This window comes from Gordonia aichiensis NBRC 108223 (genome assembly GCF_000332975.1).
GTDB lineage: Bacteria > Actinomycetota > Actinomycetes > Mycobacteriales > Mycobacteriaceae > Gordonia > Gordonia aichiensis.
The window spans coordinates 25,731-51,720 of record NZ_BANR01000006.1 but is presented as its reverse complement, the minus strand read 5'-3'; the positions used below and the strand labels follow the sequence as shown (position 1 = coordinate 51,720).

The window sequence follows — 25,990 nt, the reverse complement described above, 5'->3', positions numbered from 1 at the left end:
GGCTCGCGGTGACGCGTGCTGTGCTGCGTGCGACATCAAGGAGGCTGCGTGCGGAGCGACGGTGAGCAGATCGGTAGTGGGAATGGCGAGAGGGATACGGGAGTAGGAGACTGCGGTCGTGGATCGAACGGCGCCACGGCCATCGATCGATCAGTGAAGCGCAGCCGATCGCGACGGATGTCGATAAAGGCGGTGGTAGCCGCTGCAGCACTGGCCACGGCGCTGCCGATCGTCTCGGCGTGCGGATCCGGCCACGAGCCGGGCGTCCTGAATCTCTATCCGCCCGCAGACGGCGCCGATTCGATCAGAGCCATGGGCGACAAGTGTTCCCAGGAGTCCGACGGTCGATACCGCATCGTGACCACCACGTTGCCGAAGGCCGCCGACGACCAGCGTCTGCAGCTGGCGCGGCGCCTGTCGGGTAACGACAAGAGTCTCGATCTGATGGGTATGGACGTCGTGTGGACCGCCGAGTTCGCCGACGCCGGATGGCTCACACCGGTTCCCGACAATCTCACCGGCGAGGTCGAGGGACGCACGCTCGGCGGACCGCTGGAGACTGCGAAATGGAAGACCAAGCACGACGACGCCGAGCGACTGTATGCGATCCCGATCTGGACCAACACCCAATTGCTCTGGTACCGCAAGGATGTTCTGCGTGAGACGCTCGACAAGAGCCAACCCGCGAAGACGTGGGACGGCATGGTCGCCGACTCCACCAAGAGCCTCGCCAAAGGCGGACCGAGCTACATCATGGTGCAGGGCAAGCAGTACGAAGGCTTGATGGTCTGGTTCAACTCGGTGCTCGCAAGTGCGGGTGGCGAGGTGGTCGATCCCGACGACCCGAACAAGGTGACGCTCAACGACACCCCCGAACACCGCGCTGCCACGGTGAAGGCACTGCAGGTACTCAAGGCGGTCGCGACCGCGCCTGGACACGATCCCTCGTTGACCAACGGCGACGAGACCAGCTCGCGCCTCGGAATGGAGACCGGTAAGGCGATCTATCAGGTCAACTGGCCGTTCGTGTTGTCCTCGATGCGCGAGAATGCGGCCGCGGGCAGCGTGCCGTTCCTGACCGATGTGCAGCAGTATTCGGGTCTCTTCGCCGACAAGGACAAGACACCTACCGACGAGCAGTTGGCGCCGGTGACACGTGCGGTTCGGCAGAAGTTCGACTTCGCGCCGTATCCCGGCGTGACAGAGGGAATTCCGGCGAAGAGCACGGTCGGTGGTCTGAACATCGCGGTGGCGAACACGTCGCAGCAGAAAGACCTCGCCTTCGAGGCTGCGATGTGCCTGACCAATGCTCGCGCGCAGAAGTTCTATTCGATCGATGCGGGTACGCCGCCGGTCATCTCGTCGCTGTACAGCGATCCCGATTTCCGTGCTGCTTATCCGATGGCCGATGACATCAAACTCCAGCTCGAACCCGAACATGCCGCACTGCGGCCGAAATCACCCGACTACCAAGCGATCTCGACGCTGCTGCAGGCCAAGCTCTCTCCGGTCGGTTCCTGGGACCCCGAGACCCTCGTCGACCAGTTGGCCGAGCAGGTGCAGAAGGCGATCGACGGGGAGGGACTCATCCCATGACATCTGGTAACGACGGCACGGGTAACGACCCGGCCGAGGACCGCAGGGGCAGGCACGCGCTGCCCGGAGACGGTGACGAGATCGGGGACTCGGCCACGATGGACAGGTCCGGAGCCGGGCACGGGCCGGGATCGTACGGTCGCACCGTGCATTCGGACGCGTGGACACCGCCGGAGCGACTCGGAAAGCCCGTTGGCGGCGAGCCCGAGCATGCCGCGCCGACGGTCGGCGGTCCGTCACCGGAGAAGTCGGCGCCCCTGACACCCACGGCGGCGGAGGCGACGGTCGTCGGCGCTGCCGCACGCGCGGAAAGCAGCGGTCGGGCAGGCGGTGGCGCGACGGCTACCCTGGCGCGTCCAGAGCACTCGAAGCGCGTCACGCGATCCCGTGAGGTGAGTGAGGGCAAGAAGCAGGAGCGTCGACTCGCGTACTGGCTGATCGCCCCAGCCGTGATCCTCATGCTGGTGGTCACCGCATACCCGATCGTCTACGCATTCTGGCTGTCGCTCAACAAGTCGAGTCTCTCCGCACCCGGCGAGCGCGAGTTCACCTGGTTCAGCAACTACGGCACCGTGCTCAGTTCCAACTACTGGTGGACGGCGCTTCTCGTCACGATCGGGATCACAGTGGTGTCGGTCGTCATCGAGTTGGTCCTGGGCATGGCGATCGCCATCGTGATGCACCGCACCATCTTCGGACGTGGCGTGATACGGACCGTCGTGCTGATTCCCTACGGCATCGTGACCGTTGCGGCAGCCTTCTCGTGGTACTACGCCTGGACTCCCGGTACCGGTTATCTCGCGAATCTGCTGCCCGACGGCAGCGCCCCGCTGACCCAGCAGTGGCCGTCGCTGGCGATCATCGTGCTCGCCGAGGTCTGGAAGACGACCCCGTTCATGGCGCTGCTCCTCCTCGCCGGTCTCGCATTGGTCCCCGACGAACTACTCAAGGCAGCGGAGGTCGACGGTGCAGGGGCGTGGACGCGCCTGCGGCGCATCATCATTCCGATGATGAAGCCTGCGATTCTGGTCGCACTGCTGTTCCGTACGCTCGACGCGTTCCGGATCTTCGACAACATCTACGTGCTCACGGCCGGCAACAACAACACCTACTCGGTCTCGATGCTCGGCTACGACAACCTGTTCAAGGCGTTCAATCTCGGTGTGGGATCAGCGATCTCGATACTGATCTTCGTGTGTGTCGCGATCATCGCCTTCATCTTCATCAAGGGCTTCGGCACGGCCGCGCCCGGTTCCGACAACGAGGGGAGGTAGGACGCCATGAACCGCACCGCCAAATCTCGGGTCGGCTGGCTGATCGCCGACATCCTGGTCGTGCTCTATGCGATCATTCCGCTGCTGTGGATCATCAGCCTGTCGTTCAAACCGGCGAGCAGCGTGACCGACGGCAATTTCATCCCGACCCACTGGACGCTCGAGAACTATTCCGGGATCTTCCAGACGAGCGCGTTCACCTCCGCACTGCGCAACTCACTCGGGATCGGCTTGATCACCACTCTCATCGCTGTCGTGATCGGAACGATGGCCGCCTACGCCGTTGCGCGGCTGGACTTCCCCGGCAAGAAGCTGCTCGTCGGTGCCGCCCTGCTCATCGCGATGTTCCCCCAGATCTCGCTGGTGACCCCGCTGTTCAACATCGAACGCAGCATCGGTCTCTTCGACACCTGGCTCGGTCTGATCCTCCCGTACATCACCTTTGCGCTGCCGCTGGCGATCTACACGCTGTCGGCGTTCTTCCGGGAGATCCCGTGGGAACTGGAGAAGGCAGCAAAGATGGACGGCGCCACGCCTTTTCAGGCGTTTCGCAAGGTGATCGCCCCATTGGCGGCGCCCGGCGTGGTCACGGCTGCGATCCTGGTGTTCATCTTCGCGTGGAACGACCTGCTCCTCGCGTTGTCGCTGACGTCGACCGAGCGGGCGATCACGGCGCCGGTCGCGATCGCGAACTTCACCGGTAGTTCACAGTTCGAGGAGCCGACCGGTTCCATCGCCGCCGCCGCGGTGGTCATCACCATTCCGATCATCATCTTTGTGCTCTTCTTCCAACGTCGAATCGTCGCCGGCTTGACCTCCGGCGCGGTGAAGGGATAGCCGCCATGGCAGACATCGTGCTCGACAACGTCAGCAAGAAGTACGCGGACGGCACTGTCGCCGTTCACGACTTCTCCCTCACTATCGCCGACGGCGAGTTCATCATCCTTGTCGGACCGTCGGGTTGCGGAAAGTCGACGACGCTCAACATGATCGCCGGACTCGAGGACATCAGCAGTGGTGATCTGTATATCGGTGGCGAACGGGTCAACGACAAGTCGCCCAAGGACCGCGACATCGCCATGGTGTTTCAGAGCTACGCGCTCTACCCGCACATGACGGTGCGCCAGAACATCGCGTTCCCTCTCACGCTCGCCAAACTGCCGAAGGACGAGATCACCAAGAAGGTCGACGAGGCCGCGAAGATCCTCGACCTCGAGCAGTACCTCGACCGCAAGCCGTCGAATCTGTCGGGTGGTCAGCGTCAGCGAGTCGCCATGGGACGCGCGATCGTGCGGTCGCCCAAGGCATTCCTGATGGATGAGCCCCTGTCGAACCTCGACGCGAAGCTCCGAGTACAGATGCGCACCGAGATCTCGCGACTGCAGACACGACTGAACACGACGACCGTCTACGTCACCCACGATCAGACGGAGGCGATGACCCTCGGCGATCGTGTTGTGGTGATGCGCAACGGATACGTGCAGCAGGTCGGGACTCCCAACGAGCTCTACAACGACCCGGTCAACGTGTTCGTCGCCGGATTCATCGGCTCGCCGTCGATGAACTTCCTGCCGGGAACGCTGAGCGCCGAGGCGATCGACACCCCGCTGGGGCGGCTCGTTCTCGGCGATCACGACGCCATTGCTGCCGAGGCGAAGAGCCAGGGTAGTAACGGCGAGGTACTGATCGGCATCCGGCCGGAGCAGATCGAGGACGCCACGTTGATCGACCCCTCGGTGAAAGCGCGCGGCACCACGTTCACCGCCGACATCGATGTTCTCGAGTCCATGGGTTCGGACAAGTACGCCTACTTCACCATTGATTCCAACCGCGCGGCCAACGACGCACTGGCCGAGTTGGCAGCCGATTCGGGATCAGAACTCGGTACCGGCGAGATGGTCGCAAGGCTCTCGCCCGAGTCGTCGGTGACGAAGAACTCGCGCGCCGAGCTGGTGTTCGACACGGACAAGATCGCGGTGTTCGATCAGCAGTCCGGTGCGAGTTTGCGGCACAGGTGATCCCGGCCCGCGTGATCACGGGAGAAGGACGCCGCCACTAGCGCCGCCTGCGCCGCGACTGTTCGCGTAGTTCGTCGATGATCTCGTCGTCCCAGATGTGCCTGCGCACCAGACGGTATCGCTCGCCGGCGACCCACATGTACAGCTCCGCGTCGTCGGTGATGTCGGGCCGGACCTCTGCGCGACGTGCCATTCTGACGACCGGTAGGAACTCCTCGCCGAACCACCGGCGCGCGGCCTCCTGCCGACTGACGAACTCACCGAGTTCCTGGCTGAGCCTGAATCCCCATGCCTCTACCGCCTCCGCCAACTCGGCGTAGGCGAACGGGTCGGAGAGGCGAACGGCATCGGCCTGGGCTCCGGCCAGTGGAACACGAGCCAGAAAAAGCCGACGGTGATCCTTCAGCACGAGATCCGACGGCGCGTTGATGCCGTCGGGAGTGATACGCGTGTGGATTTCGGTGACGTAGGCGTCGATCGTCTCGAGGTGACGTGCGATCGCGATCGAGACGCGATGATGGCCGTCGATCACGAAGTACATCGATCCGATCTTGTACAGCAGTACCGGCGGCACCGACTCGCCTCGACGTTGCGCGGCGGCCAATCGTTGCCAGCGTTGTCGGATGCGCGACGAGGTGGGCCGGAAGTACTTGTCGAAATCCGTTGTACGGTCGACGCTTCCGACGATGTCACGGACGGGGACCTGCTGCAGTCCCAGGTTGGTTTCCCCGGTTCGGCCCAACGCGCGTACCACCTCGTCGAAGGGCAGGATCGTGTTGACGTCCGCGGGCTGACGGGTGAACCAGTGGGTGAGGCGCGCGAGCTCGGCCTGTCGCCGCATACGTGCGAAGTCGTTCTCGGCGTCGGCGTCGGGAAATCCGGTGTCACGCGCCATATCGTCGCCTCATGATCGTGAAGTCGCGGCCTCCGGGAGTGATGTCGAACTGACAGTAGCCCACAACGTTCATCGAGACGGTGTCGTCGCCGACGAGTTTATCGGTCGGATGGGCGCCGAAAGGGTGTACGTGGCCGTGGACGAGCAGTGCCGGGTGGAGATCGTGCACGAGTCCGTGGAGGCACTCGAATCCACGATGCGGACCGTCCGCGCCGTCCCCGACACCGCGCGCGGGGCTGTGGGTGAGAACGATGTCGGGTCGATGCCGCGACAGGTGCACACCGAGACGTAACCGCCAGCTGCGCAGACGTTGTTGGCGCTCGGTGTACTGATTGGGTCCGTTGCTGTACCGGATCGAGCCTCCCAGGCCGCTGATGCGCAATCCGGCGGCCTCGACCGTGCGTCCGTCGGCGTTGAGGGCTCCGAGTGGGCCGGGATCGCGCGCGGGTAGCCCCGCCCGCGTCCACCCCGTTCTGGAGTGGCGGTAGCCCGACAGATCGGGGTCGTGGTTACCGGGCACGTAGACGCACGGAGCGTCGTACAGCGAGACCAGCGCATCGAGGTAGTCGAACGGCAAATCGCCCGCGCCCAGGATGAGGTCGGGCTTGCCCTCAATGCCCACGCCGAACGTCAGCGAGTCGACCACCTCGTCGGCCACCGCGAGCACACTCACCATGGGCCCAAGCGTAGGCGCCGCCTCCCTGCGTTCAGAAACTCGCGTGCGGCGCGCCGATGCCCGGGTCGATCCGCACCGGCCCGTCCTTCGAGGGAGCCACCGGGAAGTCGAAAATCGCAGTCGGAATGTACACCGTGGCACAGGAATTGGGGATGTCGACGACGCCCGACAGTCTCCCCTCGATCGGCGCGGAACCGAGCAGCAGGTAAGCCTGCTCGGGGCTGTAGCCGAACTTCGTCAGATACTCGATCGCGTGCAGGCATGCCCGCTGGTAGGCCAGATCCGAGTCGAGATAGCGCTGCTCGCCGTCGAGGGTCACAGACGTGCCGGAGAAGGCGATCCACTCCGAGTACTGCGGATCGGTGTTGCCCGGCATGAAGATTGCGTTCTCACTGACGCCGTAGGTCTCCATACCGCCCTTGATGAGGTCGACGTGCAGATCGATGAAGCCACCCATCTCGATGGCGCCGCAGAAGGTGATCTCGCCATCGCCCTGCGAGAAGTGGAGATCGCCGAAGGAGAGATTGGCTCCCGGTACGAACACGGGATAAAAGACGCGGGTTCCCTTGGTGAGATTCTTGATGTCCTGATTTCCGCCGTTCTCGCGCGGAGGTGCGGTCCGTGCCCCCTCTGCGGCGACGCGGTCGAACTCGGCGCCGGCCAGCGAGCCGAGGATGGCGCCGTCGGGCTCGGGCGGAAGTGCCAACGGCGGCACGCGGTCGGGATCGGTGGCGATCAGTGCGCCTTCACGAGCGTTCCACGCAGCGAGCAGCTGCGGACTCGGCGCGGTACCCATCAGCCCCGGATGCACGATGCCGGTGTACTTCACATGCGGCACATGGCGACTCGTGGCGCTCTGCCCGGCGAAATCCCAGACCGCCTTGTAGGCGTCGGGAAACTGTTCGGTGAGGAATCCGCCGCCGTTGAGCTTGGCGAAGATGCCGGTGTAGCCCCAGCCCTGTCCGGCGAGGGGACCCGAATCCTCCTGCGGGATCGGCCCGACGTCGAGGATGTCGACGATCAGCAGGTCACCCGGCTCTGCGCCTTCGATGGCGAACGGACCCGACAACGTGTGCACATTGTTCAGCGGGGCGTTGAGAATGTCCTCGGCCGAGTCGTCGTTGTGGATCGCACCGTCGAACCACTCACGGCAGTGCGCGCGAAAGCTGTCGCCCGGCTTCACCGTGACCGCGGCCGGAATGTCGGGATGCCACCGGTTGTGCCCGATGATCTGCTGGGACGTGAACGGCTTCGACGAGTCCAGTGGGAACAGCAACTCCGGCATGACGGCCTCCTGGTGGCGCGAGGGGTGCAGTGCATTTCGAGGTTCCGCGACGCGGAGGTCGCGCTATGGTCGTGCACATGCCAACCTACGTCTTCCGGTGCTCGCAGGCATGCGATGACGTCGAACAGGTGCACTCGATGACCGCCGTGCCCGACGACATCACCTGTCCGAGGTGCGCGCAGCGCGCCCGACGGATAGTGACAGCTGCCAGGCTCGGCGTCGGAGACAGCGACGCGATGCGGGTGCACGACGCCACGGCGGCCACCGCGGACAGGCCTGCCGTGGTGTCGTCGGTACCGGGCTCGGCCCGACGGTCGACGCCGGTCACCACCAATCCACTGCACCGTCGGCTTCCGCGTCCCTGAACCGCGCGGCTACCGTTGAGTGCCGTGAGTCCTTCTGTCACCGCCACCGTGCACGATTTCGTCGTCTCACACCTCGGTGTCGAGCCGCAACGGGCGTCGGTGACCTTCCTGGGCGTCGAGCCCATCGATGTCGAACGGTTTGTGCTCGACGACGGCGTGGTGTTCGTGACGCTCGGATGTGCGCGCCATCCGATGGCCGACCCCGGCGATCTGGCTCCCGACCCGGTGCGCGGTCCCCGCGTCGAGCTCGTGGTGCGGATGAAGGCGGGCGCCCCGATGCCCGGCCTGCACCGTCGGCTGGCCACGGTTGCCGCAGCTCCGGCGGTCGAGGGACTGGTCTTGGCCCCCGACGCGTTGGTTGATCTCGGCGAGCCGCTATGGGATGGGGCTCCGTTCACCGCGCTCGTCACCGCCACAGACGAGCTCGGCGAGGTTGCGCTGCCCGAGCCGATGGATCCGGTGCGATTCCTGCGCGCGATCCCGATCACGGCCAACGAGGCCGCGTGGGTGCGACTCAAGGGAGCCGACGCCCTGCGTGACGCGTGGGCCGAGGCAGGCATCGACATCGCCGACGCGTCCCGGTCGCCCGCCACGATGTGACGGCGCAGCCTCGCACACCTCGGGTGGCGCGCTCACAGCCAGTGACTTCGCCTGAACGTCGCCCACAGCCCACCGCAGATGATGAGCATGACCACACAGAGGATGCCGAAGCCCTGCCGGTCGTGCATGCCGGGGAGGATGTCGAAGTTCATCCCGTACAGGCCGGCGACCATCGTCGGCACGGCGGCGATCGCCACCCACGCCGAAATCTTTCGCATGTCGCTGTTCTGCTGAATACTGACCTTCGTCGCGGCCGCGTCGAGCAATGAACTGAGCACTTCGTCGTATTCGACGACGTGCTCGATCACGGTGCTCAGGTGGTCGGAGACATCGCGGAACTGTCGTCGAATCTCCTTGGGCACCAATGTGTTGTCCGACGCGAGTCGAGACAGCGGACCGGCCAGCGGCGTGACCGCACGGCGCAGCTCCAGAACCTCGCGACGGAGCAGATAGACCGGTTCGATGTTGAGCCAGCGCTGCTGTCGGGAGAACACGCTGCTCTCGATGGACACCACGTCGTCTTCCATCCGCTCGGAGACGGCGAGGTAGGAGTCGACGACCTTGTCGGCGATCGCGTGCAGTACAGCGGTGGGTCCGAGGGCGAGGCGTTCGGGACGAGCCTCGAGTCGTCGGCGCAGATTGTGCAGGTGGGTGTGGTCGCCGTGGCGGACGGTGATGACGAAGTCCCGGCCGGCGAACACCATGATCTCGCCGGTCTCGACCACCTCGCTGGCCTTCTCCATCGATTCGTGCTCGACGTACTTGACCGTCCGCAGCACCAGGAACTGCATGTCGTCGTAGATCTCGAGCTTCGGTCGCTGGTGGGCGTGCACGGCGTCCTCGACGACGAGCTCGTGCAGACCGAAGACCTCGCCGACGCCGGTCATCTGCTCGTCGTCGGGAGCGACGAGACCCAGCCACACAAAGCCCTCGCCGCTCTCGCGTACCTGTGCGAAGGCGTCGGCATAGGTGGTGCGCCCCGGTTGGCGGACGCCGTCGACATAGACCGCGCAGTCGACGACTGCCCGCGCAACGGGGACCGGAATGCGGGGGAGCGGACGCGCCCCACGGGCGTTCCGCGCCCCGGGGCGGAGGTTGGGCATGGGCACGAGGTGGATGCTACCCGCGAGAAAGCGGCGTTATACCGTGAGAGCCGTGCGGAATCGTGTGTGGTCCACCGCTGTCATCGCTGCAATCATGCTGGTCATCACCGGCACGATCGCGGCGTGCTCGGATTCGTCGCACGACGCCGGGCCGTCGGCACGACTGTTGCACGTCGGAGCGGGCGATGACCAGGCCGTGCGCATCATGGCTGAGATCTACGCGGGCGCACTGCGAGACGTGGGCGCGCCCGTCGCGGCCGAGCTGCGTCGAGGCGACGACGCGACGCAGCTCGGCGAGATGGATCGCGCGCGGGTCGACCTGTTTCCCGCGTTCAGTGGTGAGTTGCTCACCTCGCTGGCGCCGCACATAACGGTCACGGGGTCGGACGAGGTCTACGAGGAACTGAATCGATCTCTGCCCCAAGGGGTTTCTGTCGGAGATTCGACACCGGTCAGTGCAACGCCCCAGGTGTTCGTCGCGACATCGTTGGCGCAGTCGAGCAACGTCACCGATCTGGCGGAGTGTGGACGGCTGCCCGAGGGACTGCCGGTCGCGGTCGTCGGACGCGCGCAGCCTGCCGACATGGCCGCATTCGCCGCACAGGGGTGCCGTTTCGGCCCGGTGGAGTCCGTCGGCTCACCCGGTGAGCTGATCGAACGGGTCGGTTCGGGACAGGCGCTGGGAGTGCTGACGGCACTCGACGCCGCGGTCGCTGTCGATCCGACCGCGCCTCACGTCCAGGCGTTGCGAGTCCCCGCGCCGACATCGACGGCTACCACGAGCGACTCGGTCGCGCCCCGAGCCCTCGGCGACTCAGGCGCGGGCGACGAGATCCCGGCCGGCGCGAACGGTCCGCGCGCGCAGAATCTCGTCCCGGTGTTCCGCACCGCGGCACTGACCCGCAGCGAGGTCAAGCAGATCAACCGCGTGGCGGGCGAGATCACCACGGCCGATCTGGCCGAACTCGCGCGCCGCGCAGACGCGGGCGCCGAGCCACACGACCTGGCGGTCGGATGGCTCGGCGAGCACGGCCTGTAGTGATGGGAATCAGCGGAACGAGGTCGTGACGCGCTTGGTGACGCTCGCAACGACCGACTGGTACTTCGACGCCACGAGTCGCACCCAGATGTCGAGCACGATGGCGTCGGCGCCGATCAGCACGCGCGCCTTGTTCTTCTTCACGCCCTTGATGATCGTGTCGGCCGCCGACGCCGCGGACGTGCGCGCGAGGTACTTGTCGAAGAACTGGGCGAAGTTCGCCTGGTTGTAGTCCTCGGCGACGGTCGCATTACGCGCGATCGCGGTTTTGATGCCGCCGGGATGCACGCACGTGACCCGGACGGGATGCTTGGCGATGAGCATCTCCTGGTTGAGTGCTTCGGTGAAGCCACGGACGGCGAACTTCGCCGAGTTGTACGCGGCCTGACCGGGCTCCGACAGCAGGCCGAACAGCGACGACGTGTTGACGATGTGGCCGTCGCCCGAGGCGATGATGTGCGGCAGGAACGCCTTGGTTCCGTTGACCACGCCCCAGAAGTCGACGTCCATCACACGCTCGATGTCCTTGAACTCGGTGCGCTCCACTTCGCCGTGGTGCGCGATGCCCGCATTGTTGAACACGACATTGACCTTGCCGTAGTGGGCCATCACGGTGTCGGCGTAATCGAGAACCGCCTCACGCTCGGCGACGTTGAGGATCTGCGCGTGTACCGGCGCACCCGTCTCGGCGACGAGCTTCTCCGTTGTGGCCAGACCGTCGGGGTTGACGTCGGAGATGGCGAGCTTGGCTCCCTGCTGGCCCAGTTTCACCGCCAGCTCGCGGCCCATGCCCGAGCCCGCGCCGGTGACGACGACGACCTTGTCGCGGAAGTTCTTCATGCTGTGCTCCTGTGTTGAGGTGTTGCGTTGCTGAGTGGTTGGTGCGAGAAAACTGCGGTGCGAATGAGACCGGATGTCAGGCGCCGAGTTCTGCCGGCACCGGGGCGCTGCTGCTGCGCGTCGATTCGCGGGTCACATCGTAGGCGGCGACGTCGAAGGTACGGGTCTCCTTGCGGAAGTTGAACGTGAAGCCCGGCCACAACGTGGTGATGTTGCCGTTGGCGTCGGCATACCAGGACGCGCAGCCGCCGTTGACCCAGACGCTGTCGCGCAGTGCGTGCTGAATGCCGGTGTTGTACCGGCGTTGTGCCTCCTCGCTGACGTCGGCGCGCGTGATCGACTCTGCACGAACGGTTTTCAGGTAGTCGACCAGGTAGTTCAATTGCGATTCGATCATGTACACCATCGATGTGTGACCGAGGCCTGTCGACGGCCCGACCATCAACATCATGTTCGGGAAGCCGTGGACGAACGATCCCTTGTACCCCTGCATGCCGTTGGTTTCCCACGCCTGGGCAAGTGAGTGCCCGCCCACGCCGACGATGCGGTCGAACACCGGTGAATCGGTGACGTGGAAGCCGGTCGCGACGATCAGCACGTCGATCTCGCGTTCGGTGCCGTCGGCTGTCACGATGCCCGACGGCGTCACGCGCGCGATGGGATCGGTGACGAGGTCGACGTTGGAGCGGTCGAGTGCCGGGTACCAGGCGTTGGACCGCAGGATTCGCTTGCAACCGACCTGGAAGCGGGGGGTGACCTTCTCGCGCAGCTTCCGGTCACGAATTCCGCGTGCGATGTTTGCGCGCGCGACGAGCTCCACGGGCTTGAGCGCCGTGCGTGAGTACGTCAGGCCGAAGGCGATGAACTCGTTGAAGGCGTAAACCCCTGCGCGGCTGGCGCTTTGCACGATGGGGGCGTGCTTGAAGAGCCAGTGCTCGACCGGGGTGTACGGGCGTTCGGTGCGCGGAACGATCCACGGTGCCGTGCGCTGATACACGTCGAGATGAGCGACGCGCTTGGCCACCTCGGGCACGATCTGGATGGCCGACGCCCCGGTGCCGATCACGGCTACCCGCTTGCCTGCGAGGTCGACCTCGTCGTCCCAGCGTGCCGAGTGCATGATCGTGCCACCGAACGAGTCGATCCCGTCGATGTCGGGGAGGTTCGGCTCGCACAACGGCCCGACCGCTCCGACGAGCTGCTGCGCACGATAGGTCGTCGCCTCGGACGTGGCGGGATCGGTACCCGCGGGCACGGTGTCGATCAGCCATCGCTGCTCGGTCTCGTTCCACACCGCGCTGGTCACCTCGACGCCGAAGCGGGCCTTGTCGCGGACGCCGAAGCGGTCGGCCACGTCGTTGATGTAACGGTGGATCTCCGGTTGGTGGGAGTACGAGCGCGACCACTCGGGGTTGGGTGCAAACGAATACGAGTAGAGATTCGACGCGACGTCGCACGCTGCGCCGGGGTAGGTGTTGTCGCGCCAGGTGCCGCCGAAGTCAGCTCCACGATCGAGGATGACGTAGTCGGTGAAGCCATTCTGGCTCATCTTGATCGCTGCGCCGAGACCGGAGAATCCGGCACCGACGATCGCGACCTCAACATTGTGCGTTGTCATGCTCACCGACATTAGGAGGCTATTGAACAATAGTCAATAGGCTATTGAATCTAAGTCAATAACTCACCTAGACTGGAGATGTGACTCAGGCGAAGCGCACCAGGATGAGCCCGGAGGCTCGACGCGACCAACTCATCGCGCTTGGGCTGCAGATGGTGTCCGAACGGCCGCTCGACGAGGTGTCGATCGATGCGATCGCGGAGGTGGCGGGCGTGTCGCGCGCACTGCTGTTCCACTACTTCGCGTCGAAGCAGGACTTTCACGTGGCGATCGCGAAGGCGCAGGGCGAGGAGATGCTGCGGCTGACGGCGCCCGACGAGTCCCTCGACGACCCGCTCGCCATTCTGTCGAGCTCATTGTCGGCATTCGTCGACTACGTCAGCGAACATCGCAGTGCGTACACGGCGTTCTTGCGTGGGGCGTCGAGTACCGACCCGGCGATGCGCGCCGTCATCGACGGCACGAGGTCGGCGATGGCCGAGCGCATCCTCGATCACGCGCCTGCGCTGGGGGTGGAGGTCACCCCCGCGATACGCCTTGCGACATTCGGATGGATCGCGTTCGTTGAGGAGGTCACGATCGGCTGGCTCACCGACTCGGAGATCAGTCGCGAACAGTTACTGGCGTTGATCGGATCGTCGTTGCCTGCGATCGCCGCGGCGGCCTCCGCCTAACCCGTTGGCGGCCGTCGACTTCCCGATCACTTCTTCCGTGCGTTCACGCGACGGGGCGGCGCAGCGCTGCCGAGGTGAGGGTCGATCTCGCGGAGTAGTGCAGCAGCGGCGGGGGATGCGGGATCACGCCACACCACCCCGAGTCGGGAGCGTGCGTCCGGATCGTTGATCGGCAGGCTGACAACGTCGTCCCATGACGCTGCCGTACTGGCACTGAGGGCGGCGACGCCGAGTCCTCGCGTGGCGAGCATGCGTGCCAGTGACGGTGACGCAACCTCCCAACGCGGACGTCGCATCTGCCCCTCACGTGCAAGCAATGCGTCGAGCGCCGTGCGGGCGCCTGTACCGCGGGTGAGCGAGATCAGGTCGATCTCGGCGATCTCGTCGGGTGCGACGGTGGTTCTGGCCGCCCACGGATGATCTCGCGCGACGACTGCATGCAAGGCGTCGTCGACGATGACTTCCGAGGGCACGTGCTCGGGTGCATGTCCAGACCATGCGGCGATCGCTACATCGAGTTCTCCCGATTCGACCTCCTCGATGAGCGCTGTCGAGACGCCTTCGCGGACGGAGATCTCGACGCCCGGATGGTCGTGATGCATTCGAGCGATCGCGTCGAAGACCGGTCGCCAGGTCAGACCGCTCACGGTGCCGACCCGCAGGGTCCCGGTGATGAGTCCGCGGAGATCGTCGGCCGCTGCCACGACGGCGTCGACTCCCTCGACCGCGGCGCGCAGGACCGGCAGTACTCGTTCTCCTTCGCTGGTCAACATCACCCGGCGGGTGGTGCGCTGGAGGATCGCGATGCCGAGTTCGCTCTCGAGCTTGCGAACCTGGGTGCTCACGCCCGACTGGCTGATGTGTAGTACCGATGCTGCAGCGGTGAACGACCCGCTGTCGACGACAGCGAGGACATACCGAAGCTGATGCAGTTCCATGACTCAGAATGATAAATGCTATGCGATACAGGTGTTGGACAGATGAGTGGCTCCGGAGCACTCTGGATCGGGAACAGCAACGACACACGATCCGAAGGGGATGACAATGGCAGTGGACACCACTTCTGTGGCTGACACCGCGACCACTCGTGCCGCAGTGAGAACCTACTTCGATGCTTGGCGTGCAGGCGATTTCGACCGCCTGCGTGCAGTACTCGATGCCGATGTCGACTTCGTCGGTGTGATGGGCACGGCGCACGGTATAGACGAGTGCATCGCTGGACTGCGCGGGATGTCCGAGCACCTCATGCGTGATCTCGTCCTGCACGCGCGCGTCGTCGACGGTGCCGATGCGATCACGTGGTTCGACATGGTGACCCGGGAGGCATCGCTGCCGACGGCCAACTGGAGCCGCGTGGAGAACGGACTGATCACGCAGATTCGCGTGACTTTCGACCCGCGTCCGCTCGCGGCGAATTGACCACCGTTGACAGTTGCGGGCGTCCCGCCGCATCCGACAGTGAGGCACGAACGCCGTCGAGGAATGCGGTGATGGTCGCGCGCGCGACGGGCGTATCCGGATAGCGGGTGCGCAGCGCGAGCCCGCGGTCGGTGCGCGAGATCCAGAACTGGGCGTCGTCGGCTGTCGAGGCGTTGGAGATATGGTGTGCGGCAATGGATTCGTGCAGTCTCGCACCCGGCAGCGTCCGATAGTCGATGTAGGAGACCATGAAGATGTCGGAGCGGACCTGACGGAAGCCGCCGACGTTCGCGATGACCTGGGGGACTGGTATCTCACCGAGGCGGATAGATCGTCGCAGTACCGGCCCGGTGCGACGCGCCGTCGTCGCGAGGTCACCCGTACTCACCACGCGCACCGGAGCATTCGTGGTGAACCAGCCGACGGCATTGAGCCATTTGTCCTCGCGGCGTGTGTGCATGGGGAATATCGTCGCGAGTTCGGGGCCACCGCCGAGTCGGCGTACGGCGTCGGCCATCGCCGAGAGCGCACCTCCAAATACGGTGGTGCCGTTGCGGCGGCAGAACTGCTGGAACAGTGTCGCCGACGCGTCGTCGAGCAGCGGTTGGATGCTGGTTCGCTGTGGTGCTCGCTCGCCAGGCGCAACTCCGAGGTCGAGCGGGAAAGCGGGTAGTTCGCCATCGACCGCATCGAAGAAGCGCAGCCAGTCGCGCATTCGATAGTCCGATATCGAGACGGCCGTGGCCTGCTGCTCGTCATGGCAGTAGTCGATGAAGTTGCCGCACATGGGCAGATCCCGGAGCGGTGCGCCGTACCGATCGCGGTGCGCGGTGTAGAGGCGATGGAGATCATCGATCACGATCGAGATGGAGTACGCGTCGACATGTGCATGGTCGAAGCCGCACACGACGGTGGATCGGTCATCGCGATCGATGGCGCCGAGCAGGTATGCGGGAAATCCGAACGGATGGCAGCCGATGTCGAGTCGTTCTCGCAATATGTCGCGCATCTCCGCGGAGTCCGTTGTCCGGGACACGGATCTCGCACTCACACGAAGCGCGCCGGGATCGAGGCAGTGACGCTCGATGCCGGCCGGCCCACGCACGAACGAGGAATGCAATGTGCCATGTCGCGCGATGAGATCGTGAAAAGCACGCCCAAGCGCCTCGCGGTCGATTCGCCCTGGGAGTTCGAATGTCCCCGCCAGCCACGTGTGTGAGGTCTCGGCGGCGTCGAGATGGATCGACTGGTTGAACGAGGGGAGTATGGGCGACTGCATGGATCGGGCGGCGGACGCATCCACCTCCCATTCGATGAACTCGCCTGCCACAGGGAGGTAGTGGTCGATCGTTGTCACCTGCACGTCAGCGGCTCCCCGATGTCATTGCGGCGGTGGTGGCTATACGATCACCGTCGATGAGGTGGTCGCCTTCGAGGGCCACCGACCTGATGACGTCACGCAGGTGTGTGAAATAGCGGTGGACCTGGGCCTGGGCCGATGGGGTGTCAGGTGTCTGGCTGCCGATGTACAGTTCGTCGTTGTCGCAGTTGATCCACATGGATGCATTGGCGGTTCGTCCCTCGCCGGTGAACATCACTGCTCGTTCATAGGTCGGTGAACCGTTGCCGGGAAACCACCGGAAGTCGATGTAAGACAAGAGGTTCGGTGCCGTCATCACCTCGGATGCTGTGAGCCCTCCCGCAGCAAGTGCACTGAGTGCCGCCGCAGTAGGGACCGCTCCGCACTCGCGCGCACGAGTGCGGCCGATCCGGGCCGCAGGGATCAGGTCGCGAATCGATGATGCTTCGGCGACGGGAAACTCGACGGGCGCGAACGCGCAGAACCATCCCTGTGCTGTCGCGAACTCCGGCGAGACGGCGCGGGTGTTGAGCACCGTCATACCGAAATACCGCTCTACCCCGGCGAGTTCGTGATCGGTCGCGGCAACCGATGCGTAGATTCCGTCGATCAGTTTACCGCCCGCGTCGCGACACACCTCGGTGAAGGCCTGGACCTCGCGACGGTCGAGCACATGCAGCCGATAAGGCCGGACCGGGGCGGTCTCGCCCGGGGCGAGACCGAGGTCGAGTGCACATCGCGGCATTCGATATCCGTGGCGCGAGAAGATGTCGACCCATGCTGTGGTCTGGCTCGAACCGGCTGCGTGCACATTCGTGGCGGCCGCTTCGAGCTGCGCGTAGTCGAGATAATCACCGCCGCGTACTGCCTCTGGCGTGATGCGCCGCTCGGCTACCGGGGTCTCGCATACGCCCGCGTAGATACCGAGCAGCTCGTCGAGTGCCAGAGCCTGTGAGACACCGTCGGTGAGACCGTGGTCGCAGGCGAAATAGATCGAGAAGCTCCCGGCACGCGCAATCGCTCCGAACGCGAACCCCGGGAACGACGTGCTCGGGGTCTCGGTTTCGAATCGGCGGAGGAGGTACGCGGTCGTCGACGGACCAGTCGCGAGATGCCCGTCGTCGGAGGCCTCGAATTCGACTGCGGCAGAGTCGACCACGTATGTATCGATACCCCCGTCGCCTTCCCCGAACCACATTCGCAGCGCGCGGTGCCGTCTCACGAAGGTGGTCAGTGCGATGGTCATGGCGTCCGTATCGAGATCGGCGTCGACGTCGGTTGCGGTGCCGATGAATGCGCGGTGAGGCCTGCCCGCGTTCGCCGCGGCTATTGCGCCTTTGACGTGATTCTCGGTGAGGAACGTGATGGGGCCGTCATACGCGGGCGACGCGTCCGCACGCGACGCCGATTCTGTCGTCGGTTGCCATCGCACAGCGGTGCCGGCGTGGGGTTGCCAGGTGTCGAGCGGGATCATCTGCACAGTCGTTGTCTCCTGCCGTCAGGCCGTTCTGGTGGCGGCGGTGGTCGTGGTGTCATGCGAGAGAAGGTGGTCGACCGCCACGTCCAACCCATCGCTCGCGGCTGTCCGCAGGATGTGCGCGACAAGGCCGACGAAGTCGACGACCAGCACGCCTGCATCGGTGGCGGGATAGCGGGCCGACAGGGTCAGGCCATCATCGACGCGACCGATCCACAGGTAGACCTCACGGTCGGAGTAGGCACTGCTCCGCAGAGCCTGTGCGCGTTGCGATGGCCAGTCTGCGGCACCGGGAATGCGTCGCAGATCGAGATAGGAGACGACGAAGCTCGGGGTGACCGACGATCCGAGAAGTTCGTGGACCCGGCGGTGGGGAACCCGAGAGTGTGTTCTTGCGGTATCGAGACTCGCCGCCGCGATCGAGCATGCCTGCGCGAACGTAGTCGCCGCGTGGAGATCGATCCGCAGTGGAGCGAGCCCGACATACCAACCCACCGAGGCAAGGAATCGGTGTTCGTGGCGGGTGTGCCACGGCATGATCATCCGGACATCAGGCTCGCCGCAGACGTGACCGGACGCCAGTGCGATGGCGGCGAAAACCGCGGCCTGCGTGCTCATTCCCGCCTCGCGGGCGCGCGCGTTGAGCGAGGCGCACTGTGCACCGTCGACGATGAATTCCGAATAGCCGAGTTGACGGCCGCCCGCGCCGTCCATCACTGCATGGTCGTCCGGCGGCAGCGAGTCGGGAGGGCCGAGTTCTGTTGTGGCGCGGGAATCGCACGCGGCGAGCGGTGGCAGGTCGGTGAATCCGTCCCAGGCCCGGACTGTCGGATGATCTGGGGTGACGGCACCGCCGGTCGCCCGATCGAGACTGCTGAACTCGATGTGGCTGCCTACGGGGTACAGCTCCACCTCGTCATTGAAGAGGAATCCGCGGTAGAACTGCTGTATCTCGTTGATCGACAGCATGATCGAGTAGGCATCCATCACAAGGTGATCTGCGGCGAACACCACTGTGAAATGCTCGTCGACATCGACGGCCGACATCGGGGTGATACTGACGACGCGAACGTGCGGCCACGTGTGCGCGCACAGTGTGTCGTCAAAGGTCTCGGCCAGACGACGTGCGAGGTCGGCGCCGTCGGGGACGTGCCCCGCAACCTCGCGACGGACCCCGATGCGGGCCTCGCGATAGGTTCGCCGGATGACACCACCTGGTGCAGCGTCGTCGATTGCCGTGCGGTCACCGATCGTGTGGAAGGCGTCGTGCCGACTCAGCCACGCGCGAATCGCGCGATCGAGTGCCACCGGGTCGTACCGATGTGGAATTGTGAACGCAGCGCCGAGCCACGACGGCTGGGGCGGCGGGTCGCTCGCGCACAGTATGGCTTCGTGTTCGTACGACAGGGGGCGGGTGTCCAACTGCCATTCCGAGGGCGAGAGCACCGCTGTCGGAATCCACTCGGTGACGATTCCGCCGTCGAGAGGGTAGTCCGAGAGCTCGGTGAATTTCATTGCTCGAGTGCGCCTTTCACGTGATGGTCGCGGAGTCGAGATGCAGCACGGGCGGCAGGTGGCGATGACTGAAACGTCGGGAACGTGCGCGTCGTTGCGCGTGAACTCACCGGAATCATGGCCGTCGGCTACCGGGTTGCGATGGAGGTTGCAGGATCGGGCGCTGATGCGCTGTCGGACGTACACACCGAGTTGTCCCGGCGCCTCAGGTCATCTCCAGCCGACTGTCGTGTAACGCTGTCGGTCGTTCAAACGATAGACCCCGAATCGGGCAGCGCGCATCGTCACGCGTCGGTGACGTCGGTCACCCCGCAACGTGGCCTTCCGGCGTGGACTCTGACTCATGGCGAGCGAAAAGATCTGTGGCACATATGCGAGTGCCCGTATGTGTGCGCCGACATAGACGTCTGCAGTTGCGGGTCGTCGCCCACCTCGCATACGGTCGGAGGTGATCGTGAGCGACAAGAAGAATCGCGGGTCACACGGCCTTCTGGTAGTGCTCGGCTGGCCTGCGGCGCTCGATCACGACGAGCATGCCCGGCAACGAGGCCGATGTGCATCAATGCTTTCGAAACTGTCTGGAAAGCAACCCATTTCATCATTGTCGCGGAGGTGTCGCGCCACGACGGGGCGTCCCTGATCCGTGTGCCTGAGCTGCAGGAGCCAATCCGTGTCGCCAATCGCAGCGATCGAAACCGAAGGTCTGACGAAGAAGTTCGGCCGGTCGACGGCGGTCGACAGCGTTGACCTGTATGTGCCGCAGGGCGCCGTGTATGCGCTCCTGGGCACGAACGGCGCAGGAAAGACGACAACGGTACGGATGCTCGCGACCCTGATGCGTCGCGACGGCGGTCGTGCGCTCGTCTTCGGCTATGACGTCGAAGACGACGCGACAGCGGTTCGAGGCCTCATCGGAGTCACCGGACAGTATGCGTCTGTCGACGAAGACCTTACTGCCCGTGAGAATCTCATGGTCTTCGGGCGACTGGTCGGCTCGTCCGGGCGCGCGGCGCGTGCACGTGCGGGCGACCTTCTCGAGGAATTCGGCCTCAGCGGTGCGGCCGACCGGGCCGTTCGTCACTTTTCCGGGGGGATGCGCCGACGTCTCGACCTCGCGGCGTCGATGATCACTCGACCTCGCTTGCTGTTCCTCGACGAACCGACGACCGGGCTCGACCCACGTACCAGAAAGCAGATGTGGAAAACGGTGCGGCAGTTGGTATCTGCGGGTTCGACAGTTCTGTTGACCACCCAGTATCTCGATGAAGCCGATGAGCTCGCAGATCACATTGCTGTAATGGATCGCGGCCGAGTTGTCGCCGACGGTACAGCTGCCGAACTCAAGAAGCGGGTCGGCGACACTTCGGTGACCCTCGCACTGAGCGATCCCACCTGCGCCGCGTCGGCGATGGCCATCTGCGCTCCCTTCGCCTGCGGTGACGTCGTGCTCGAGGGTGCCGAACCCCGGGTGGTCGTGCCGATCGCCGGAACCGACATCCTTGCCGAGTTGCACTACGAGTTACGCGAGGGAGGGATCGAGCTCGATGCGGTCACGGTCGGTCGGCCCAGCCTCGACGAGGTCTTCTTCGCACTGACCGATGGTGAGGCACACCCGCGGACCGACCAGGGGTCATCCGCTACTGAACGGGGAGCGGCATGACGTCCACCGTCGACCCGGTGTCGGCAGGCGATCAGGTCGACGATCGGCGTCCACCGTCCCCGACCAGGGTTCCGTTCCGTGCGGCGATCAGCCAATCGGCGACCATGGCACGCCGGGGCCTGTTGAAGATCAAGCACAATCCGCAGCAGCTGTTCGACGTGATCGTCCTGCCCATCGTGTTCACGATCATGTTCTCCACCATCTTCGGCGGCGCGATCGCGGGCAGCGTCGAGGCGTATCTTCCCCTCCTGATTCCCGGTGTGCTGGTGCAGGTGTCGGTTGCAGCGTCGGTGGTCACCGGTGTGCAGCTGCGAGAAGACCTCGACAAGGGGGTGTTCGACCGATTCAAGTCGCTGCCGATCGCACGTATCGCGCCACTCGCCGGAGCGCTCGTGGCCAACGCGGTGCGGTACGTGGTCGCGACCGTCATCACCGTTGCGGTCGGCATGCTCATGGGCTACCGACCCCACAGCCTCGGCGGACTGGCACTTGCCTGCGTGCTCGTCGTGGTCGTCGCGTTCACACTCAGCTGGGTCTTCGCGCTGCTCGGTGTGTTGTTGGACAAGGCGTCGACCGTCCAGGGAGTCTCGATGCTGGTGCTGATGCCGATGACATTCGTCTCCAACGCGCTGGTGCCCATAGCGACGATGCCCGGATGGATGCAGGCCATCGCCTCGGTGAACCCGGTGTCCCACCTGGTGTCGGCAGCACGGGCGCTGGCCGACGGGCAGCCGGCCGGGTTGCAGATCGCCTACACCCTCGCGGGCGCCGCGGCCGTACTGACCATCTTCGTGCCGATCACGTTACGTACCTACATGCGGAGAACATGACATGACACTGACACCGCTTGCTGCTCCCGACGCGCGACGATCCGACAGGACGGGGATGCTCACCTTGTCGGTCGTCGTTCCGGTCTTCGACGAGGAGTCGACCATCGGTGAGTGCCTCGGACGACTGTGCGCGCAGATCGACGACATCCACGAGATCGTCGTCGTGGACAACAACAGCACCGATCGCGGACCCGACATCGTCGCGACACTGGCGGAGGAGTATCCGCAGATCCGTCTCATCAGCGAGTCTCGGCAGGGACTCGTGTACGCGCGCAATGCCGGAATGGACGCTGCCACCGGGGATCTGGTCGCTCGTATCGACGCCGATACCAGAGTCGGTGACAGGTGGGCGAAGACCATTGTCGGTTTCTTCGCCGCCGATGACGCGCAGACGTGGTCGGCGCTGTGCGGTCGTGGTGAGGCGTACGGCGTGCCATTCGACGGACGTTTCGACAAGTGGAAGATCAGGCTGCATCCACTCAATCGCGACCGGGAGGTCCGCGAGCCGTCGGAGATCCCCGTCCTGCACGGCTCGAATATGATTGTGCGGCGCGAGGTCTGGGGTCGGATCCGTGACCGCGTGAGCATGCGCCGCGACATCTTCGAGGATGTCGATATGGGTCTATGCGTTCAGGACACCGGCGGCCGTAACGCGTTCCTCCCCGCGTTGACGGTCGGGGTCTCGCCGCGACGTATGGAAACCGGGATGTCGTCGTTCGTGACCTACATGAGTTTCCTGCCGCGAACCTTTGCGTTGCACAAGCGGTACGGTCTGGCGCTCGGAGCGGCGATGGTCTACCTGCCTGCGCTGACTGCTCTTCACGCCGCGCGACTGGTGCTGCTGCGTTCCTACGATCCCGAGACCGGCGGATTCGATGTGCGAAATCTGCTGCGTCAGCGCGCCGATCGGCTACTTCCGTGAGTCGGCGATGACGTCGGTGATGATATCGGCCGCGGTGGTGACGGCCTCGCCGGGGCTGATCATGGCACGGGACACGAGGGCTGCCTTGCGCGCAACCTCGGGTGAGAGCAATGTGGCGAAGGCGGCCGTGAGATGGTCGGCCGTCACGCGCGAGACGGGGATGGTTGCTCCGATGCCCGATGTCGAGACCGCGTGGCCCCAGATCGGTTGGTCCGCACCGAACCACGTGACGAGAGTCGGCAGGCCTGCCCGTAAACCCGCCGCGAGTGAGCCTGCGCCGCCGTGGTGTACGGCCGCGCGGCACAGCGGAAGGACGCTGCCGTGATCGATATGGCCGACCACCCGGATGTTCTCGGTTGCGAGCGTCTCAGTGCCCGACATGAAGCCGCTCCATCCGCCCGAGACGAGGAGGCGCACTCCCACTCGCGCTGCCGCCTCGCCGAAAGCAACTGCCAGGCGGTCGGGATCACGCGGCATCATACTGCCGAAACCGACATAGACAGGCCGATCTCCCGCGTCGATCCACGCGCGCAGGTCGTCGTCGAGTCCTCTGTCGCCGACACCAGCGCGCTGGGCGGCGCCAAGATCGAAGAACCCGACCAGCGGGCGACGTCGATTCCATTCGGCCGCAAGGCCATCGAACAACAACGGATCGTATGCCTGGATCTCCGGTACACCGGTTGCAGCGATCTGAGTCGCGTAGGGCGCGGTGGCGGGGCGAAGTCCGATGTCGGCACGCAGCGTGTTCTCCGCACGACGCGTCGCGAGCCACAGCGCGTGCTCGACGAATCGCCAACTCCACAGGTTGAGCCAGCGCGGACCCTCGATCCCGAACTGGGTGAGCAGCGAGGTTCTGCGGTTGGGGCGTATCGGGCAATAGTGAAGCGGAATGTGGGGGATGTTGCGTACCTGCGCCACGTTGTGGGCGCGTTCCTGCCCGGCGCTCGTGGCAACGACGGCGTCGGCGCCTTCGGTCAGATCGAGCAGTTGCTGCTGCATCTCGCGACCGCCCCGTACGCTGATCTCGGAGATGGCACGCAACCGCCGCAGGGGATTGCGCGACTTGAGGTCGGAGTGGACGAGGTCGGAGTCGAGGAGTTCGCGGGTCTGCCCGCCATAGGATTCTGTGGTCATGCCTGCCCCGCGGCCGAAGTCGACGAGGTCGGGCGGCAGCGCCAGTGCGACGTCGTGACCTCGCTCGAGCAGTTCGGTCCCGAGTGCGACAGCAGGCTGTGCGTCACCACGGCTTCCGTTGACCGCCAACACTATTCGCACTATCGCGTTCTCCATCCGGCGGGGTTCGCCACGTCGTCGATGAGTCTGATCCTACGCACACCGCCTCCTGTTGCAGCACTCTCGCGCCCACGATCACATCGGAGGTCGACGACATGACCACAGCGCAACGAGAAACCACGGCACAGCGAGAAGCGGCGGCGCACGACGCGGTCGGCGCTCGCACATCGTCGCCGCACGGGCGTACGTCACGCGCCGCGCCGCGCCTCGCCGACGAGGACGCCACCTACTGGCTGTTGGATCGCGGACTCGGCTGGTCGGTCGTGCTGCAACTGACGTGGGAGATCCCCGGTGTTCTCGACCCCGCAGTCATCACCGCGTTTGCCGACCGTCTCGCGCGTGGCGCCCTACACCGCAGGGTCATTGTGCCGCGCGTGGCGGGCGCTCGACCGAGTTGGGTGAGCGCCGGGGGAGTACTGGCACCAGTCGTCGACGTCGAACGCGTCCCGTCGTCCGAAACGCATCGCTGGGCGACCGACACACTCGCTCACGCGGCGCTCGATGCGCAGGCCGGTCGGTGCTGGCAGCTACGGGCAGCGGTGACCGAGTCGGGCGACACGGTGCTGTCGCTGTGTGCGCTGCACCTGGTGACCGACGGTCGCGGCCTTGTCACATCTGCCCGCCTCGCGCTGGCGTCCGACGGTGACGAGGTGGCGGCAGAGCTTTCCACAGCGCGGCCTCCCACCGTTGTGGCCGACGCGTTCGATGCGCTGCGGCAGGTGCGGGCGTCGACGGTCGGTCTCGTCCGTGCGGCCCGGCGTCGACGAGGGGGCTCCGCTTCGACCTGGGACCCGCGTCCGCCGCGACCGGCCCCGGCCACTCGCGCCCCGTCTGCCGCACCCCGATGGGCGACGGTGACGGTGTCGGCACGCGAGTGGGACGCGGTGGCCACCAGCCACGGCGGCACACCCAACACCCTGTTCATCGCCGTCATCGCGGGTCTGCTCAGGTCCGGTGGCTACGCACCGAGCGGGGTTCCTCTGAAAGTGGGTGTCCCCGTTGACCGGCGGAGTGGTTCCGACGACAACCGCGCCAACGCCACCGCGGGCGTCTCGATCATCCTCACCGGCGATCCGGTGCCGTCGGGGGACCTCTCAGACATCCGGGCCGCGTGCAAGGACGCGTACACGCGCCTCGCCGACGGCCTACGTGCGTCCACCGCACACCTTCAACCACTCGTGTGGCTTCTTCCGCCGCGACTGCTGGTGTCGGCGGCAGCGTCCGGGTCAGGCATGCCGGATGCCGTCGTATCCAATCTCGGCGACGTCGACGACGCAGTGCTCGACGTCGGTGGACATCGCGCACGTCGCCTCGCCTTCCGCGGGATGGCACAGGGTGTCGATCCTGCGCGGAGCCACCGTTTCGGCGACGGTGTCCAGTCCTGGTTGCTGCGAACATCCGACCAGGTGACCTTCAGTGTTCTCGCATTCGACGAGTCGGTGTTCGCCGACGACAAGGCCCTGCGTGCGCTGCTTGCCGATGAGCTGGCCGCGTGGGGGCTGACGACATCCGACATCTGGTGAGGAGAATG

At 65.2% G+C, this 25,990-nt stretch carries 24 protein-coding genes; 13 read left to right on the top strand and 11 right to left on the bottom strand.

Translation table 11 applies throughout. From position 1 onward, the window contains the following. The first annotated feature begins 177 nt into the window (after positions 1-177). The 4 genes from GOACH_RS09320 to GOACH_RS09305 are packed head-to-tail and all read left to right on the top strand — an operon-like array spanning position 178 to position 4,888. Complete coding sequence (locus tag GOACH_RS09320) at positions 178-1,596, top strand: ABC transporter substrate-binding protein (protein WP_040518198.1); 1,419 nt, start codon at positions 178-180, stop codon at positions 1,594-1,596. Beyond that, complete coding sequence (locus GOACH_RS09315) at positions 1,593-2,870, top strand: carbohydrate ABC transporter permease (RefSeq protein ID WP_005173896.1); 1,278 nt, start codon at positions 1,593-1,595, stop codon at positions 2,868-2,870. Before GOACH_RS09320 ends, GOACH_RS09315 begins: the two co-directional genes overlap by 4 nt. Positions 2,871-2,876: 6 nt before the next feature. Next, positions 2,877-3,707, top strand: a complete 831-nt coding sequence (locus GOACH_RS09310) for a carbohydrate ABC transporter permease (RefSeq protein WP_005173894.1) — start codon at positions 2,877-2,879, stop codon at positions 3,705-3,707. Between the two features lie 5 nt (positions 3,708-3,712). After that, positions 3,713-4,888 carry an ABC transporter ATP-binding protein gene (locus GOACH_RS09305; RefSeq protein WP_005173893.1) on the top strand — a complete coding sequence of 392 codons (1,176 nt, stop codon included), beginning with the start codon at positions 3,713-3,715 and terminating at the stop codon, positions 4,886-4,888. Between the two features lie 37 nt (positions 4,889-4,925). On the opposite strand, the gene GOACH_RS09300 is transcribed toward GOACH_RS09305, so the two are convergent. From GOACH_RS09300 to fmdA, 3 genes are read right to left on the bottom strand one after another with little or no spacing between them, the layout of a single operon-like run. Beyond that, on the bottom strand, positions 4,926-5,783 hold the full coding sequence (locus GOACH_RS09300; RefSeq protein ID WP_005173891.1) for a ParB N-terminal domain-containing protein: 858 nt from the start codon (positions 5,781-5,783) through the stop codon (positions 4,926-4,928). Then, positions 5,773-6,459: a metallophosphoesterase family protein gene (locus GOACH_RS09295; RefSeq protein WP_005173890.1), complete on the bottom strand. Its 687-nt coding sequence runs from the start codon at positions 6,457-6,459 to the stop codon at positions 5,773-5,775. The genes GOACH_RS09300 and GOACH_RS09295 overlap by 11 nt, the downstream gene beginning before the upstream one ends. A 31-nt stretch (positions 6,460-6,490) precedes the next feature. After that, positions 6,491-7,744, bottom strand: coding sequence for a formamidase (fmdA, locus tag GOACH_RS09290; protein WP_005173888.1), 1,254 nt, complete (start codon positions 7,742-7,744; stop codon positions 6,491-6,493). A gap of 77 nt (positions 7,745-7,821) precedes the next feature. Between fmdA and GOACH_RS23310 the strand changes: the two genes are divergently transcribed. Then, complete coding sequence (locus tag GOACH_RS23310) at positions 7,822-8,109, top strand: FmdB family zinc ribbon protein (RefSeq protein ID WP_157227644.1); 288 nt, start codon at positions 7,822-7,824, stop codon at positions 8,107-8,109. Between the two features lie 24 nt (positions 8,110-8,133). Next, positions 8,134-8,709, top strand: a complete 576-nt coding sequence (locus GOACH_RS09280; protein WP_373279081.1) for a suppressor of fused domain protein — start codon at positions 8,134-8,136, stop codon at positions 8,707-8,709. A gap of 32 nt (positions 8,710-8,741) precedes the next feature. On the opposite strand, the gene GOACH_RS09275 is transcribed toward GOACH_RS09280, so the two are convergent. Continuing rightward, on the bottom strand, positions 8,742-9,812 hold the full coding sequence (locus GOACH_RS09275; protein WP_005173882.1) for a magnesium and cobalt transport protein CorA: 1,071 nt from the start codon (positions 9,810-9,812) through the stop codon (positions 8,742-8,744). Here GOACH_RS09275 and GOACH_RS09270 point away from each other — a divergent pair. Beyond that, positions 9,811-10,851 (top strand): glycine betaine ABC transporter substrate-binding protein, encoded by a 1,041-nt coding sequence (locus GOACH_RS09270; protein ID WP_005173880.1) that lies wholly within the window; start codon positions 9,811-9,813, stop codon positions 10,849-10,851. The genes GOACH_RS09275 and GOACH_RS09270 overlap by 2 nt on opposite strands. A 9-nt stretch (positions 10,852-10,860) precedes the next feature. On the opposite strand, the gene GOACH_RS09265 is transcribed toward GOACH_RS09270, so the two are convergent. Together GOACH_RS09265 and GOACH_RS09260 are read right to left on the bottom strand one after the other, a co-directional pair. Further along, the gene (locus tag GOACH_RS09265) at positions 10,861-11,691 is read right to left on the bottom strand and encodes an SDR family NAD(P)-dependent oxidoreductase (protein ID WP_005173879.1); all 831 of its coding nucleotides are present in this window, start codon (positions 11,689-11,691) and stop codon (positions 10,861-10,863) included. 76 nt (positions 11,692-11,767) lie between these two features. Further along, the gene (locus tag GOACH_RS09260) at positions 11,768-13,309 is read right to left on the bottom strand and encodes a flavin-containing monooxygenase (RefSeq protein ID WP_005173878.1); all 1,542 of its coding nucleotides are present in this window, start codon (positions 13,307-13,309) and stop codon (positions 11,768-11,770) included. 104 nt (positions 13,310-13,413) lie between these two features. On the opposite strand from GOACH_RS09260, the gene GOACH_RS09255 reads away from it, so the two are divergent. Then, positions 13,414-13,983 (top strand): TetR/AcrR family transcriptional regulator, encoded by a 570-nt coding sequence (locus GOACH_RS09255; protein ID WP_005173877.1) that lies wholly within the window; start codon positions 13,414-13,416, stop codon positions 13,981-13,983. 26 nt (positions 13,984-14,009) lie between these two features. On the opposite strand, the gene GOACH_RS09250 is transcribed toward GOACH_RS09255, so the two are convergent. After that, positions 14,010-14,921, bottom strand: a complete 912-nt coding sequence (locus GOACH_RS09250) for a LysR family transcriptional regulator (RefSeq protein ID WP_005173876.1) — start codon at positions 14,919-14,921, stop codon at positions 14,010-14,012. 106 nt (positions 14,922-15,027) lie between these two features. On the opposite strand from GOACH_RS09250, the gene GOACH_RS09245 reads away from it, so the two are divergent. Next, positions 15,028-15,402 (top strand): nuclear transport factor 2 family protein, encoded by a 375-nt coding sequence (locus GOACH_RS09245; protein ID WP_005173875.1) that lies wholly within the window; start codon positions 15,028-15,030, stop codon positions 15,400-15,402. On the opposite strand, the gene GOACH_RS09240 is transcribed toward GOACH_RS09245, so the two are convergent. From GOACH_RS09240 to GOACH_RS09230, 3 genes are read right to left on the bottom strand one after another with little or no spacing between them, the layout of a single operon-like run. Continuing rightward, on the bottom strand, positions 15,353-16,765 hold the full coding sequence (locus GOACH_RS09240) for a condensation domain-containing protein (RefSeq protein ID WP_005173874.1): 1,413 nt from the start codon (positions 16,763-16,765) through the stop codon (positions 15,353-15,355). The two genes, GOACH_RS09245 and GOACH_RS09240, sit on opposite strands and share 50 nt — an antisense overlap. Position 16,766: 1 nt before the next feature. After that, positions 16,767-18,236 (bottom strand): condensation domain-containing protein, encoded by a 1,470-nt coding sequence (locus tag GOACH_RS09235; protein WP_040518197.1) that lies wholly within the window; start codon positions 18,234-18,236, stop codon positions 16,767-16,769. Positions 18,237-18,260: 24 nt separating this feature from the next. Next, entirely contained in the window at positions 18,261-19,754 is a 1,494-nt protein-coding gene (locus tag GOACH_RS09230; protein WP_005173872.1) for a condensation domain-containing protein, read from the bottom strand. A 670-nt stretch (positions 19,755-20,424) separates the two neighbouring features. Between GOACH_RS09230 and GOACH_RS09225 the strand changes: the two genes are divergently transcribed. From GOACH_RS09225 to GOACH_RS09215, 3 genes are read left to right on the top strand one after another with little or no spacing between them, the layout of a single operon-like run. Further along, on the top strand, positions 20,425-21,414 hold the full coding sequence (locus GOACH_RS09225) for a daunorubicin resistance protein DrrA family ABC transporter ATP-binding protein (protein WP_005173869.1): 990 nt from the start codon (positions 20,425-20,427) through the stop codon (positions 21,412-21,414). After that, positions 21,411-22,244: an ABC transporter permease gene (locus GOACH_RS09220; protein WP_005173865.1), complete on the top strand. Its 834-nt coding sequence runs from the start codon at positions 21,411-21,413 to the stop codon at positions 22,242-22,244. The genes GOACH_RS09225 and GOACH_RS09220 overlap by 4 nt, the downstream gene beginning before the upstream one ends. Position 22,245: 1 nt before the next feature. Next, entirely contained in the window at positions 22,246-23,166 is a 921-nt protein-coding gene (locus tag GOACH_RS09215) for a glycosyltransferase family 2 protein (RefSeq protein WP_005173862.1), read from the top strand. On the opposite strand, the gene GOACH_RS09210 is transcribed toward GOACH_RS09215, so the two are convergent. Then, complete coding sequence (locus GOACH_RS09210; protein WP_040518247.1) at positions 23,155-24,441, bottom strand: glycosyltransferase; 1,287 nt, start codon at positions 24,439-24,441, stop codon at positions 23,155-23,157. The genes GOACH_RS09215 and GOACH_RS09210 overlap by 12 nt on opposite strands. A 113-nt stretch (positions 24,442-24,554) precedes the next feature. Between GOACH_RS09210 and GOACH_RS09205 the strand changes: the two genes are divergently transcribed. After that, positions 24,555-25,982, top strand: a complete 1,428-nt coding sequence (locus GOACH_RS09205; RefSeq protein ID WP_005173857.1) for a hypothetical protein — start codon at positions 24,555-24,557, stop codon at positions 25,980-25,982. Positions 25,983-25,990 lie beyond the last annotated feature (8 nt).